Here is a 12,668-nt window from a genome sequence, read left to right on the forward strand (position 1 = left end):
CATGCGGGCGCTGCTGCCGGGCCATGGGGCTTCGCGCGGCAGCGCGCTCGGACGCGCCCGGGTCCGGCTGCCGCATGTGCTGGATGTCGCCGAGCAGCTCATCCGCGCCGACCAGATCGACGACGAGGTCGCCCGCCTGCACGAGGCGGTCGACGCCACCCGCCGCGAGATGCACAGCCTGCGCACGCGCCTGCACGGCGCGCTGGCGAAGGAAGTCGGCGAGTTCCTCGACCTGCACGCGCTGCTGCTCGACGACCCCGAGCTGCTGCACGGCCTGGACGAACTGATCCGCACCGGCCGCTATGCGGCCGACTACGCGCTGCGCCTGCAGCGCGACCGCCTGGCGGCCGTCTTCGACGGCATGGACGACGCCTACCTCAAGAGCCGCATGGACGACCTGGACCATGTGATCGGCCGCATCCACGCGCACCTGCAACAGCGCGCACCCGATGCGCCGGGCGTGGCCGGCGAGATCCTGGTCAGCGACAACGTGGCGCCATCGGAACTGGCGGAACTGCAGCAGCAGGGTGTGCTGGGTGTGGTCACCGCCGCCGGCAGCACGCTGTCGCACAGCGCGATCCTCGCGCGCAGCCTGCACCTGCCGCTGGTGGTGGGCAATGCGCAGGCGCTGCAGAAGATCAACGACGGCGACGTACTGCTGGTCGACGGCGCCACCGGCGAAGTGGTGGTCAATCCCGATCCGGACGACCTGCGCCGCTACCGTGAGCGACTGCGCGATGCCGCGCGCGAGGCGCGCGAGCTCGGGCGCCTGCGCTCCAAGCCCAGCCGCACGCGCGACGGCGTCGACATCGCCCTGTGGGCGAACGCGGAATCGCTCGAAGACGTGGCGAAGGCGCACACGCTCGGCGCCACCGGCGTGGGCCTGTACCGCACCGAGTTCCTGTTCCTGCAACGGCGCGAGCTGCCCAGCGAGGAGGAGCAGTTCCAGGTCTACCGCGACCTGGTGCTCGGCATGGGCGGACGACCGGTGACCATCCGCACCCTCGACCTGGGCGCCGACAAGGCCGACCGTGCCGGCCTTGTGGTCCACAACGAAGAGAACCCGGCGCTGGGCCTGCGCGGCGTGCGCCTGTCGCTGGCGCATGCCGGCGTGTTCGACACGCAGTTGCGCGCCATCCTGCGCGCATCCAGCTACGGCCCGATCCGCGTGCTGGTGCCGATGGTCAGCGGCCGCGAGGAAATGCTGGAAGTGCGTCGCCGCTTGCAGCGCGCGGCCCTGCAGCTGCGCAAGCAGGGCCACGAGGTCGCGGTCCAGCTGGCACTGGGCGCGATGATCGAAGTGCCCGCCGCGGCCATCGCGCTGCACGCCTTCGCCGACGTGGTCGACTTCGTCTCGATCGGCACCAACGATCTGGTGCAGTACCTGCTGGCTGCGGACCGCAACAACGAGGCGCTGGGCGAACTGTATTCGCCGTTGCACCCGGGCGTGCTGCGGCTGCTGCGGCACGTGATCCGCACCGGCGCCGAACACGATGTCCCGGTGGCGATGTGCGGCGAGATCGCCGGCGATGCCATGCTCGCGCCGATGCTGCTGGCGCTGGGCCTGCGCGAGTTCAGCCTGCATCCGGCCACGCTGCTGGAAGTGCGCCGCGCGATCCGCGATGTCGACCTCACCGACCTGCAGGCACGCACCGAGAAGCTGTTGCAGGCACGCGACCGTGCCGGCATCGAGCGCTGGTTGAAGGCGGCCAGTGGCCTCTGAGATGGCTCCTGTGGAAGCGACGCAAGTCGCGATAGGGCATCGGGAAAGCTTCATCGCGACTGACGTCGCTCCCACAACTGCCACCCCGCCACCCACATCCCACACCACACCCGACACCCCTGCCCCAGGGTGTCCATAAATCGCAGCCCGGGCGATAATGGCGCAATGAACGCCTGATGCCCCGGTCGCATCCGCCTGACGGATCGGCCCCATTCCGGAGTACCGAATGGTCGAGACCATCCGCCACGACAAGACCGCACGCCAGCTGCGCCTGCTCTCCGACGCGCTCGACAGCGGTCGGCTGGGGCCCGTGCGCCGGCTGGTCAACACCTTGTCGCCGGCGGAGATCGGCAACCTGCTGGAGTCGCTGCCGCCGGGCAAGCGCGAAGTCGTGTGGGGCCTGGTCGATCCCGAGGACGACGGCGAAGTGCTGGTGCATGTCGGCGACGAGGTGCGCGAAAGCCTGCTGGCGGACATGGACACCGACGAGATCGTCGCCGCCGTCGAAGACCTCGACATCGACGACCTCGCCGACCTGGTCGAGGACCTGCCCGACACCGTCATCGACGAAGTACTCAAGTCGATGGACCGCGAGAACCGCGAGCGCCTGGAGCAGGTGCTGTCGTACGCGGAGGACACCGCCGGCCGCCTGATGAACCCGGACGTGGTCACCGTGCGCGCCGACGTCAACGTCGACGTGGTGCTGCGCTACCTGCGCCTGCGCGGCGAACTGCCCGACCACACCGACCACCTCTACGTGGTCAGCCGCCGCCACCAGTATCTCGGCCGCGTGCCGCTGGCCGCGCTGGTGACGCACGAGGACACCACCCCGATCAACCGGCTGATCGACGACGAGCAGCCGGCCATCGACGTGGGCGAGAGCGCGCAGGAAGTCGCGCGCCAGTTCTCCGACCACGACTGGGTGTCCGCGCCCGTGGTGGACGACAACAACATCCTGCTCGGCCGCATCACCATCGACGACGTGGTCGACATCATCCGCGAGCAGGCCGAACACCAGGCGCTGGGCGCCGCCGGTCTGGACGAAGACGAGGACCTGTTCTCGCCGGTCAAGCGTGCCGTGCGCGGTCGCGTGGTGTGGCTGGGCATCAACCTGTTCACCGCCTTCATGGCCGCGACGGTGATCAAGCAGTTCGACGCCACGCTGGAGAAGATCGTCGCGCTGGCGGTGCTGATGCCGATCGTCGCCGGCATCGGCGGCAACGCCGCCGTGCAGGTGCTCACGCTGATGGTGCGCGGCCTGGCGCTGGGCCAGGTCGGCTCCAGCAATGCGCGCATCCTGTTGTGGAAGGAGATCCGCGTGGCGCTGATCAACGGCGTTCTGATCGGCGGCATCGTCGGCCTGATCGCGCTGCTGTGGTTCCACAGTCCGATGCTGTCGCTGGTCATCGCGCTGGCGCTGATCATCAATTTCTGCGCCGCCGCCACCGCCGGCGTGCTGCTGCCGCTGCTGCTCAAGCGCATGAACATCGATCCCGCCGTCGCCGGCACCGTCGTGGTCACTGCGGTGACTGACGTGATGGGCTTCTTCTGCTTCCTGGGCTTGGCCACGGTCATCCTGCTGCACTGAGGCGTCCGCATCGATGGAACGGCTAGGCAAGGTCAGCGAATGGAACGACGAGCGCGGCTTCGGCTTCATCGCACCGCTCGACGGCGAGCCGGCACGCGTGTTCTTCCACGTCCGTGACTACCGGCTCGACGGGCGTCGGCCCGAGGTGGGCGAAATGATCAGGTTCACCGCGCAACGCGAGGCCGACGGCAAGTGGCGTGCCCGGACGGTCCGCAGGACAGTGCCTGCGGCACGGCAGGCCAAACTGGCGGCGCCGTCGCGGGCTGCGGCACGGCGACCCGGCTCCGCCCTGCCCGGCGCGCTCGCCATCGTGGCCTATGCCCTGCTCGTCGCATGGGCCATCGGCGCGGGACGGCTTCCGTTGGAAGCGATGTTCGTGCCGCTGGCGCTGTCGGCGATCACCTTCGTCGCCTACGCGCTGGACAAGCATGCCGCGCAGACCGGCCGCTGGCGCACGCCCGAATCGACGCTGCACGTGCTGGAACTCGCCGGTGGCTGGCCGGGTGCGTGGATCGCCCAGCGGGTGCTGCGGCACAAGTCGAGCAAACGCGCTTACCGCGTGGTGTTCCGGGCCATGGGGGTGCTGCACGTCATCGCCGTCGCTGCGTGGTTGTGGGGACGGGCGTGACGCCGATGCGAGGGACATGGCCGGCGTGGCCGGCGCAACGAGACTGAGCCTGCCGGACCGACGTTCGCCCGCACGCGCCGCTTTCCTACAGGTCGCCGCGGCATGTCCCGATCCCTACGATCGTGTCCGCGCGCGAGGCTGGCGCTTCCCCGGTCCGGTTCATCGCCATGCGCCTGCTTCTCACCGCCCTGCTCTGCCTGCTGACGTGGCCCGCCCCGGCGACGCCGCCACCCGAGCCGATGCTGGCCACGTCTTACCGCGAGGGCGTCGCGGTGTCGTCCTTCCTTGTGAGCGAGAAGCTGGATGGCGTGCGGGCGCGTTGGGATGGCCGGGCGCTGTGGACGCGCGGCGGCGCGCGCATCGCGGCACCGACCACGTTCACGCGCGACTGGCCGACCGACCCCATGGACGGCGAAGTCTGGATCGCGCGCGGCCGCTTCGATGAAGTCAGTGCCCTCGTCCGGCGCATCAACACCGACCCTCAATCCTGGCGAAGCGTGCGCTTCATGGCCTTCGACCTGCCCGCACATCCGGGACCCTTCGACCAGCGCGTCGCGCGCCTGCGCGCGCTGGTCTCGGCCGCCGGCAACGTGCATCTGGCGATGATCCCCCAGCAGCGCTTCGCCACTCCGGCAGACCTGGATGCAGAACTGGCCCGCGTAGTGGCCACCGGCGGCGAAGGCCTGATGCTGCACCGGCGCGACGCGCGCTACCGGCCCGGACGCAGCGACCACCTGCTCAAGTACAAGACCCATCAGGATGCCGAAGCGCAGGTGGTCGCGCACCTGCCCGGCAAGGGCAAGTACGAAGGCATGATGGGCGCCGTGCAGGTGCGTACACCGGAGGGACGCAGCTTCCGCCTGGGGAGCGGCTTCACCGACGCGCAGCGGGCCGCGCCACCGCCGTTGGGTGCGTGGGTGACGTATCGCTACAGCGGACTCACCTCGACCGGACTGCCCCGCTTCGCGCGCTTCGTGCGGGTTCGCGAAGAGGTGACGCCGCCCGATCGCACGCGATGACAGGATCGCCGCCGACCGGCATCGTGGCACCCTCGGGTTATGCTGGCATCCGTTATCCCCGAATGCCGACTGCCATGCGCTTTCTCGCCACCGCCTGCCTGGGCCTGCTGCTGATCCTGATGACCGCCTGCACCACGACCGCACCGATGAATCCCACCGGCGAATTCGTCACGCGCGAGGTCGCAGTCGACGGACAGACCTACCGCTACCAGGTCTTCGTGCCCGCCGCGCGCTTCCGCAGCGGCCAGCCGCCGGTGGTGCTGTTCCTCAACGGCTCCGGCGAGCGCGGCCGCGATGGCGTGAAGCAGACCATGGCCGGCCTGGGGCCATACCTGCGGCAGCATGCGGACACCTTCCCCGCCCTGGTGGTGTTCCCGCAGGCGCCGGACGATACGGAATGGACCCAGGGCGCCGGCCCCATCGCCTTCGCCGCACTGGACGCCGCGCTACGCGAGTTCAACGGCGATCCCGACCGCGTCTCGCTGACCGGCATGTCGATGGGCGGCTACGGCACCTGGGAACTGGCGCTGCAGCAGCCCACGCGCTTCGCCGCGCTGGTGCCGGTCTGTGGCGGCATTACCGTGGACTGGGGACGCGACCGGGCCAGCATGAACGTGCACAGCGTCGCGGGTACGGCGGACCCGTTCGCCGCCGCCGCGCAGCGCCTGAAGGACGTGCCGGTGTGGATCTTCCACGGCGGCAAGGACGACGTGGTGCCGCCATCGCAGTCGCGCCGCATGGACGCCGCGCTGAAGGCCGCCGGTGCGCGTGACGCCCGCTACACCGAATTCCCCGACGCCAACCACAACAGCTGGGACGCCACCTACGCCCACGCGCCGATGTGGGACTGGCTGTTCGCGCAGCGTCGCGGGCGCTGAGCGTGGCCGACCTGATCCCCGACTACTTCACCGCCGGCTGGCGCGACCAGCCGCTGGCCTGCCCCTGCGGCTGGCAGGGCGACAGCCGTGCCATGGCGATGGAACTGCATGACGCCGTCACCGACTACGCCTGCCCGCAGTGCGGCAACCTGCTGCTGATCGTCTCGCACCCGACGCTGGACCAGGTCCGCGCGGCCGCGGCTGCCGGCAACGCGGAGGCCGCGAGCCAACTGGCCATCATCGAGGAAGCCCAGGCCCGCTTCCCCCGGCACGGCGACTGAGCCTGCGCCGGCACGCCCTGGGTCACGCTTCGGCCGTCCCGACGCCACCGGCGGACACACCCGCCTCAACCCCCGCCCGTAACGGCCGATAACCCGGCATCCCCTGGTGGCCGACGGGCATCCGCCCATGGCCGTGCGAGCGATTTGAATGGCTGACGCGGCCGACGACAACTCCGGTATCTCTGGCGGCTTCCGCCGGTTGTGGTCGCGTCGCCGCGAAGCCGCTGCACCGGCCTCGCGCGAACTCGCCACCACGAAGACCACCGCCCGGGGCCCGGCGATCAGCGCTGCCCAGCTGCAGGCGCTGTTCGCGCATGCGGAGGAACCGGGTGCCCTGCTGTCGGCCTTCGCCGACGGCGTCGCCGGCCTGCCGGGCGAACTGCATGGCATGGGCGAGCGCCTGCAGTCCGCGCACGCCGACAACGACTGGCCGCGCTATGGCCGCGCGCTGCGCCAGCTCGTCGACAAATACATCCGCACGATCCAGGACGAGCCGCTGTCGGGCGAAGCGGAGCAGATGCGCGACCTGCTGCACCACCTGCTGGTTGGCGGCATGGAACACCTGCTGCGCGACGACACCACGCTGCTGCCGCAGGCGAACGCCCTGGCCGACCGCGTGCGCCAGTGGCAGCCCGCGCAGCCGCTGGCCGAACTCGGCAACGACCTGAAGGAACTCTGCCAGCAGGTCGGCCTGCGCACGCACGAAGTGAACGATGCGCAGGAACTGATGCGCAGCCTGTTCGACCTGCTGCTGGAAAACGTCGGCGAACTGATCGAGGACGGCAGCTGGCTGCAGGACCAGATCGGCGCGGTACGCCAGTTGCTCGCCGGACCGCTCGACCGCACCGCGCTGGAACAGACCCGCGCCGGTCTGCGCGAGGTGATCTACAAGCAGGGCCTGCTGAAACAGGGCCTTGCCGAGTCGAAGGCCTCGATGAAGGAGATGATGGTGACCTTCGTCGAGCGGCTGGACGGCATGGCCAGCAGCACCGGCGAATACCACGACCGCATCAGCTTCCACGCCCAGGCCGTGCGCGAGAGCCGCAGCATCGCCGAGCTGGGCAAGCGCATGGAGGACATCCTGGCGGACACCGCGACGGTGCAGGCGCAGGCCGCGCGCGCGCGCGACAGCCTGCTGGAAGCGCGACGCGAGGTGGAAGAAGCCGAGCGGCGCGTGATGAACCTGGAACAGGAACTGCAGTCCGTCTCCGAACTGGTGCGCGTGGACCAGCTGACCGAAGCCCTCAACCGGCGCGGCTTCGACGAGCTGTTCAAGCGCGAATCGGTGCGCGCGCTGCGCAGCGGCCAGACGCTGACCTTGGCGCTGCTGGACCTCGACGATTTCCGCCACATCAACGCCGCCCACGGCCACCTCGGCGGCGACGCCGCGCTGTGCCATGTCGTGGCGCTGGCCCGCAACACCCTGCGCGCCACCGATGCGGTCGCCCGCTTCGGCGGCGAGGAATTCGTGCTGCTGCTGCCGGAGACCAGCTTCCTGGAAGCGATGGGCACGCTGGAGCGCCTGCGCGACCGCCTCGCGCACAAACCGCTGGTCTACGAAGGCCGCGGCATCCTGGTGACCTTCAGCGCCGGCGTGGCGCGCTGGCAACCCGGCGAATCACAGGACGAACTGCTCGCACGCGCCGACCGCGCCATGTACCAGGCCAAGCAGGCCGGCAAGAACCGCGTGGTCGCGGCGCCGGAATGATCCCCCGGATCGGCGGTGACGCGGCGTCGATCTGACTCGCGCCGCAACGACATGACCCGTCATCCCCGCAGCATCCGCGCATGCGTCGCAAGTACGCTCAACGCGATGTCGACTGCGTTTACCCCGCGACCTCACACCCGTCGTCCCGGCGGTTTTCAGCGGCCGAATGACCGAATACTCCAGCACCCAGCGATAGCGTCCATGGCCTCGCGATCCCACAACCCGTCATCCCGGCGCAGGCCGGGACCCAGCGACTTTATCCATGGCAACAAAGCACCAGGACGAGCGGCCTGACCGGAGAACGAAAGGCACTGGGTCCCGGCCTTCGCCGGGATGACGGTCTTGAAGCTATTCGCACAACGACAGAGCGCGTTACGTGTCAGGCCAAGCAGTTCGGCAGTAACCACGCGGTCGCTGACAATCGAATACAGCGCATGCGTTTGACGCGGCGTTGATATCTCTTGCCTGCCATATCTCACCCGTCATACCAGCGGCTTTCAGCAGCCGAATGGCTGATCACTCAAGCACCCAGTGATGGCGTATATGGCCTCGCGATCCCACAATCCGTCATCCCGGCGCAGGCCGGGACCCAGCGACTTTATCCACGGCACTGAACCACCAGGACGCGCGACCTGACTGGCGAACGACAGGCACCAGGTCCCGATCTGCGCCGGGATGACGGCATCGGGATACTCGTCGCATGTCGCAGACATCGTCTACGCGACGTAGCGCCGCCATCTCACCCCAGCAGCATCTCCAGCACCGCCATGCGGATGGCGACGCCGTTGCTGACCTGGCGCAGCACCAGCGACTGCGGGCCGTCGGCCACCTCGTCGGTGATCTCGACGCCGCGGTTGATCGGGCCAGGGTGCAGCACCACCGCGTCCTTCGCGGCGCGCGCCAACCGCGTCGTGGTCAGGCCGTAGTCGCGGTGGTAGTCCTCCAGCGACGACACCAACCCCTCTTCCATCCGTTCGCGCTGCAGGCGCAGCATCATCACCACGTCCACGCCCTGGAGCATGGCGTCGAAGTCCTGACCCTGCACGCATCCGGCCAGCGTGCCGTCGTCCGGCAGCAGCGACTGCGGGCCGCACACGCGGATCTCGCCGGCGCCCAGCGTGCGCAGCGCGTGCAGGTCCGAGCGTGCCACACGCGAATGCTTCACGTCGCCGACCATCAGTACCTTCAGGCGCGAGAAGTCCGCGCCCTTGGCCTGGCGGATCGTCAGCACGTCCAGCAGGCCCTGGGTGGGGTGCGCGCTGCGGCCGTCGCCGGCATTGACCAGCGCCGTGCCCTCGCCGGCCTCGGCGGCCAGCGCGGCGACCGCGCCATCGTCGGCGTGGCGGACGATGAAGCCACGCACGCCCATCGCTTCCAGGTTGCGCAGCGTGTCGCGCGCGGTCTCGCCCTTGCGGGTGGAGGAGGTGGAGGCATCGAAGTTCAGAACGTCCGCGCCAAGGCGCTGCGCGGCGATGTGGAACGAGCTGCGGGTGCGGGTGGACGGCTCGAAGAACAGCGTGCAGACGGTGGTGCCGTCGAGCACCTGCCGGCGCGGAGTGCGGCCGAGCGCGGCATCGCGGATCTGGCCGGCGCGGTCGATCAGCCGGCACAGGGTGTCGCGCGGCAGGCCGTCGAGGGTGAGCAGGTGGCGCAGGCGTCCGTCGGAATCGAGTTGTGGGGTCATGGAGTGCGGTCGGGAAGGGTCAGGTCAGCAGGGTCGCGTCGTGCGGCGCGGCCAGCCAGCGTTCGATGATGACGGCGGCGGCGACGGCGTCGAGCGCGGCGGCATCGCGCCGGCGCTTGCGACCTTCGGCGCGGTCCAGCGCGAAGCGTTGCGACGCCTCGACGGAGCTGGTGCGTTCGTCCACCAGCACCACCGGCAACTGGTAGCGCGTGCGCAGCTCGCGGGCGAAGGCGTGGGCACGCTTGCGGATCGGCTGGTCGCCGCCGTCCAGCGTCATCGGGTCGCCGACCACCAGGCCATCCGGCTTCCACTCCGCGTGCAGCTTGTCGATCGCCTGCCAGTCCGGGCCGTGGCCGTGCACGTCGATCACCGCCAGCGCGCGTGCGCCGGTGCCGAACGCGCTGCCCACGGCCACGCCGATGCGGCGGGCGCCCACGTCGAATCCCAGTACGGTGCCGTCCAGCTTCATGCCCAGTGCCTCCGTTCGATGCGGTCTGCGCCATCCTGCAGCGGCGTGCGGCAACGCGACGTCGGCGGATGCGGGTTCATGCGTGGCCGCTGTAGTCCGTCAGGCGCGTCATGTCCACGCCGATCCGTTGGCCTGCGGTCTGCCAGCGCTGTTCCAGCGGCACGGCGAAAAGCAGGTCGGCATCGGCGGGCACGGTCAGCCAGCTGTTCTCGCCCAGTTCGTATTCGAGTTGACCGGCACCCCAGCCCGCGCAGCCCAGCGCCACCACCGCGTGCGCCGGGCCCTCGCCTTCGGCCATCGCTTCGAGGATGTCGCGCGAGGTGGTCAGGTACAGGCCGCTGGCGACTTCCAGCGTGGATTCCCACGCGCGCGCACTGTCGTGCAGCACGAAGCCGCGCTCGGGGTGCACCGGGCCACCGGCCAGTACGATCTGTTCGTCCAGGCGCGGATCGTGCGAGGCCAGGTTCATCTGCCGCAGCACCTCGCCCAGCGTGTACTCGGACGGACGATTGACGACCACGCCCATGGCGCCTTCGTCGTCGTGCTGGCAGATCAGGGTGACGGCGCGCGCGAAATGGGGATCGGACAGCGCCGGCAAGGCGATCAGCAGCTGGTTGGCCAAGGGCGTGGCGGCATCTTGCATGGCCGACATTCTAGCCCGCCCCCGCGCGCCTCGCGCCTTCACGGACTGATCCTGTCCGCAACTGGCCCTAGAATCGCCATTCCTCTTCAGGCGCACGCCCATGTCCGGCTACTGCGACATCGCCCCCGGCCACCCCCTGCACGGCCCCTACCACGACCGCGAGTACGGGTTCCCGCAACGGGACGAAGCCGTGCTGTTCGAGCGCCTGCTGCTGGAGATCAACCAGGCCGGCCTGAGCTGGGAGACGATGCTGAGGAAGCGCGAGGGCTTCCGCGCCGCCTACAGCGGCTTCGACGTCGACGCGGTGGCCCGCTACGGCGAGCAGGATCGCGCCCGCCTGCTGGCCGACCCCGGCATCATCCGCAACCGCCTGAAGGTCGAGGCCGCCATCCACAACGCCCAGGTCATCCAGCAGCTCCGCGGCACGCACGGCAGCTTCGCCGCGTGGCTGGACGCCCACCACCCCTTGCCGAAGCCGGAGTGGATCAAGCTGTTCAAGAAGACCTTCCGCTTCACCGGCGGCGAGATCACCAACGAGTTCCTGATGAGCCTGGGCTACCTGCCCGGCGCCCACCGCGAAGACTGTCCCGCCTTCAAACGTGCGGCGAAGCAGCGGCCGCCATGGATGACCGCCGGGCGCTGATGCAGCGACACGGTTCGTGGGTTGGGGTGAACCCCACCATCGCATCGATTCCGGCATTCCGATGTTGGGGTTCGCACGCTCACCCCAACCTATCTCGCTCCATGCGCTCGCCGTGGGACGACATCGGCGCAAATGAACCGTCAGGCATCGCGAGGTACCAGCGGCACCATGAAAACCTGTACCAGGCCTGCCAACAGAAGCGCCACCGCAGGCACCACGACGGAAACAGGCGATGGCCAGAGATCGCGGACAACGATGAAGCTGGCGAAAGTGGGGAAGAAAGCGAGCACACTCAATCTGTGCACGGAAACAAGGCGACCACAGGCATCGCAGGGAACGGATCGACGTGGACCCAGGAAGCTTTTCCTGATCCACGACATGGCGGGGTGCTTGCAGTGAGGGCATGAGACCATCGTTGCGATTCCTGTCGAAAGATCGAATGTGGCAATTAGGCGACGTTGCGTTGCCGCGTAACGCTACCGGTCCGATACGCCATCAACCGCAGGAGCAGTGGAGCGGATTCCGTTTCATGGCCGCAATCCCCATCACTACTCACGGCTTCTTGAAGAAGTAGTAGAGACCCGCGCCAAGCAACACCACGCCGAACGCCAGCCCGGCAGTCTGACCTGTCTGATAGGCGCCGCTGGCCGGCGACTCCGACAACAGTCTCGACACCACGATGCCGCCACCCCAGAGAATCCCGATCAGGCCGGAGATCTTGTTTCTCATGCGTCATTCCATCCTTTGCAAAGATTCTGGTGATTCCCGATCAGTCGGATCAGTCCCTGGTCTGGAAGTGGTACGCCACCACGTCCGGACTGGGGCGCGCATGGACCTCGCCATCCACTTCAACGACAGGCAGGGCGTAACCGCGATGGTCTGCCAGTCCTGATCCATCAAAGCGGTCATGGAAGGCCTGGCTCGCGCCCGGACGGTCGATATCGACGTAGGTGACCGGAATGTTGCGACCCTGCAGGGACGCGAGCATCTGCCGGGTGTAGCCGCAGCCGTCGCGGCCGTAAACCACCACGGTGTTGCGTGACGAGGCGACGATGGCAGTCTCCGTCATCGAGGACTGCAACTTGGCCTTGATGTGCTTGTATGCGTGGTGACCGGCGCCCAGCACCACCAGGATCGAGACCAGCACAAGAAACGTACGCGACATGCTTCCTCCATGAAGTGTTTTTGCAGCGCTCGAATCAAAGCAATGACGCTGTGTCCCTTCCAGCGCGCCCGCTTGGACGAACGATGCTCCGAATCCTTGCAGACTCTTTGCGTTCTAAGCCGCCAAGGTCCGACCGCGCAATCATCCACGTCACGCGTACACGATTCGCCCATGGATACTAACGCGAACTAAAAGTGAGGTGATGCTCGTCCAGGTACGGACTGCCGCACGACAAGGCG

The 12,668-nt window shown here is 68.6% G+C and carries 14 protein-coding genes; 8 read left to right on the forward strand and 6 right to left on the reverse strand.

The annotated features are described in order from the left end of the window. Nucleotide 1: 1 nt before the first annotated feature. The 7 genes from ptsP (at nucleotide 2) to MMG85_RS06735 (ending at nucleotide 7,825) form a co-directional block, all read left to right on the forward strand. A complete protein-coding gene (gene ptsP / locus MMG85_RS06705) occupies nucleotides 2-1,723 on the forward strand; it encodes a phosphoenolpyruvate--protein phosphotransferase (protein WP_241045335.1) in 1,722 nt (573 codons plus the stop codon). Nucleotides 1,724-1,949: 226 nt separating this feature from the next. Beyond that, a complete protein-coding gene (gene mgtE, locus MMG85_RS06710; RefSeq protein ID WP_241045336.1) occupies nucleotides 1,950-3,311 on the forward strand; it encodes a magnesium transporter in 1,362 nt (453 codons plus the stop codon). A gap of 13 nt (nucleotides 3,312-3,324) precedes the next feature. Beyond that, nucleotides 3,325-3,939 (forward strand): DUF1294 domain-containing protein, encoded by a 615-nt coding sequence (locus MMG85_RS06715; protein ID WP_241045337.1) that lies wholly within the window; start codon nucleotides 3,325-3,327, stop codon nucleotides 3,937-3,939. A gap of 167 nt (nucleotides 3,940-4,106) precedes the next feature. Continuing rightward, nucleotides 4,107-4,958, forward strand: coding sequence for a DNA ligase (locus MMG85_RS06720; protein WP_241045338.1), 852 nt, complete (start codon nucleotides 4,107-4,109; stop codon nucleotides 4,956-4,958). 119 nt (nucleotides 4,959-5,077) lie between these two features. Further along, nucleotides 5,078-5,836, forward strand: coding sequence for a prolyl oligopeptidase family serine peptidase (locus MMG85_RS06725; protein WP_241045381.1), 759 nt, complete (start codon nucleotides 5,078-5,080; stop codon nucleotides 5,834-5,836). 2 nt (nucleotides 5,837-5,838) lie between these two features. After that, nucleotides 5,839-6,117 carry a hypothetical protein gene (locus MMG85_RS06730; protein WP_241045339.1) on the forward strand — a complete coding sequence of 93 codons (279 nt, stop codon included), beginning with the start codon at nucleotides 5,839-5,841 and terminating at the stop codon, nucleotides 6,115-6,117. Between the two features lie 148 nt (nucleotides 6,118-6,265). After that, on the forward strand, nucleotides 6,266-7,825 hold the full coding sequence (locus tag MMG85_RS06735; protein WP_241045340.1) for a GGDEF domain-containing protein: 1,560 nt from the start codon (nucleotides 6,266-6,268) through the stop codon (nucleotides 7,823-7,825). Nucleotides 7,826-8,564: 739 nt separating this feature from the next. Here the strand turns inward: MMG85_RS06735 and MMG85_RS06740 are convergent. The 3 genes from MMG85_RS06740 to MMG85_RS06750 form a co-directional block, all read right to left on the reverse strand. After that, complete coding sequence (locus tag MMG85_RS06740) at nucleotides 8,565-9,509, reverse strand: aspartate carbamoyltransferase catalytic subunit (RefSeq protein ID WP_241045341.1); 945 nt, start codon at nucleotides 9,507-9,509, stop codon at nucleotides 8,565-8,567. 19 nt (nucleotides 9,510-9,528) lie between these two features. Beyond that, nucleotides 9,529-9,978: a Holliday junction resolvase RuvX gene (gene ruvX / locus MMG85_RS06745; protein ID WP_241045342.1), complete on the reverse strand. Its 450-nt coding sequence runs from the start codon at nucleotides 9,976-9,978 to the stop codon at nucleotides 9,529-9,531. A gap of 76 nt (nucleotides 9,979-10,054) precedes the next feature. Further along, the gene (locus MMG85_RS06750; protein WP_241045343.1) at nucleotides 10,055-10,621 is read right to left on the reverse strand and encodes a YqgE/AlgH family protein; all 567 of its coding nucleotides are present in this window, start codon (nucleotides 10,619-10,621) and stop codon (nucleotides 10,055-10,057) included. Between the two features lie 100 nt (nucleotides 10,622-10,721). Here MMG85_RS06750 and MMG85_RS06755 point away from each other — a divergent pair, with 100 nt between their 5' ends. Beyond that, nucleotides 10,722-11,264 (forward strand): DNA-3-methyladenine glycosylase I, encoded by a 543-nt coding sequence (locus MMG85_RS06755; RefSeq protein WP_241045344.1) that lies wholly within the window; start codon nucleotides 10,722-10,724, stop codon nucleotides 11,262-11,264. Between the two features lie 140 nt (nucleotides 11,265-11,404). Here the strand turns inward: MMG85_RS06755 and MMG85_RS06760 are convergent, their stop codons facing one another. The 3 genes from MMG85_RS06760 to MMG85_RS06770 form a co-directional block, all read right to left on the reverse strand. Further along, a complete protein-coding gene (locus MMG85_RS06760) occupies nucleotides 11,405-11,644 on the reverse strand; it encodes a hypothetical protein (protein ID WP_241045345.1) in 240 nt (79 codons plus the stop codon). Nucleotides 11,645-11,816: 172 nt separating this feature from the next. Continuing rightward, a complete protein-coding gene (locus MMG85_RS06765) occupies nucleotides 11,817-11,993 on the reverse strand; it encodes an LPXTG cell wall anchor domain-containing protein (RefSeq protein ID WP_241045346.1) in 177 nt (58 codons plus the stop codon). 49 nt (nucleotides 11,994-12,042) lie between these two features. Further along, nucleotides 12,043-12,429: a glutaredoxin domain-containing protein gene (locus MMG85_RS06770; protein WP_241045347.1), complete on the reverse strand. Its 387-nt coding sequence runs from the start codon at nucleotides 12,427-12,429 to the stop codon at nucleotides 12,043-12,045. Between the last annotated feature and the right edge of the window lie 239 nt (nucleotides 12,430-12,668).

Origin of the sequence: Pseudoxanthomonas sp. LH2527 (assembly GCF_022539275.1) — a bacterium.
GTDB lineage: Bacteria > Pseudomonadota > Gammaproteobacteria > Xanthomonadales > Xanthomonadaceae > Pseudoxanthomonas_A.

Coding starts and splice junctions, on each gene's coding strand:
- ruvX (WP_241045342.1), bottom strand. CDS start 9,978: ATGAAGCTGGACGGCACCGTACTGGGATTCGACGTGGGCGCCCGCCGC.
- MMG85_RS06760 (WP_241045345.1), bottom strand. CDS start 11,644: ATGTCGTGGATCAGGAAAAGCTTCCTGGGTCCACGTCGATCCGTTCCC.
- MMG85_RS06720 (WP_241045338.1), top strand. CDS start 4,107: ATGCGCCTGCTTCTCACCGCCCTGCTCTGCCTGCTGACGTGGCCCGCC.
- MMG85_RS06740 (WP_241045341.1), bottom strand. CDS start 9,509: ATGACCCCACAACTCGATTCCGACGGACGCCTGCGCCACCTGCTCACC.
- ptsP (WP_241045335.1), top strand. CDS start 2: ATGCGGGCGCTGCTGCCGGGCCATGGGGCTTCGCGCGGCAGCGCGCTC.
- mgtE (WP_241045336.1), top strand. CDS start 1,950: ATGGTCGAGACCATCCGCCACGACAAGACCGCACGCCAGCTGCGCCTG.
- MMG85_RS06755 (WP_241045344.1), top strand. CDS start 10,722: ATGTCCGGCTACTGCGACATCGCCCCCGGCCACCCCCTGCACGGCCCC.
- MMG85_RS06765 (WP_241045346.1), bottom strand. CDS start 11,993: ATGAGAAACAAGATCTCCGGCCTGATCGGGATTCTCTGGGGTGGCGGC.
- MMG85_RS06715 (WP_241045337.1), top strand. CDS start 3,325: ATGGAACGGCTAGGCAAGGTCAGCGAATGGAACGACGAGCGCGGCTTC.
- MMG85_RS06735 (WP_241045340.1), top strand. CDS start 6,266: ATGGCTGACGCGGCCGACGACAACTCCGGTATCTCTGGCGGCTTCCGC.
- MMG85_RS06725 (WP_241045381.1), top strand. CDS start 5,078: ATGACCGCCTGCACCACGACCGCACCGATGAATCCCACCGGCGAATTC.
- MMG85_RS06770 (WP_241045347.1), bottom strand. CDS start 12,429: ATGTCGCGTACGTTTCTTGTGCTGGTCTCGATCCTGGTGGTGCTGGGC.
- MMG85_RS06750 (WP_241045343.1), bottom strand. CDS start 10,621: ATGCAAGATGCCGCCACGCCCTTGGCCAACCAGCTGCTGATCGCCTTG.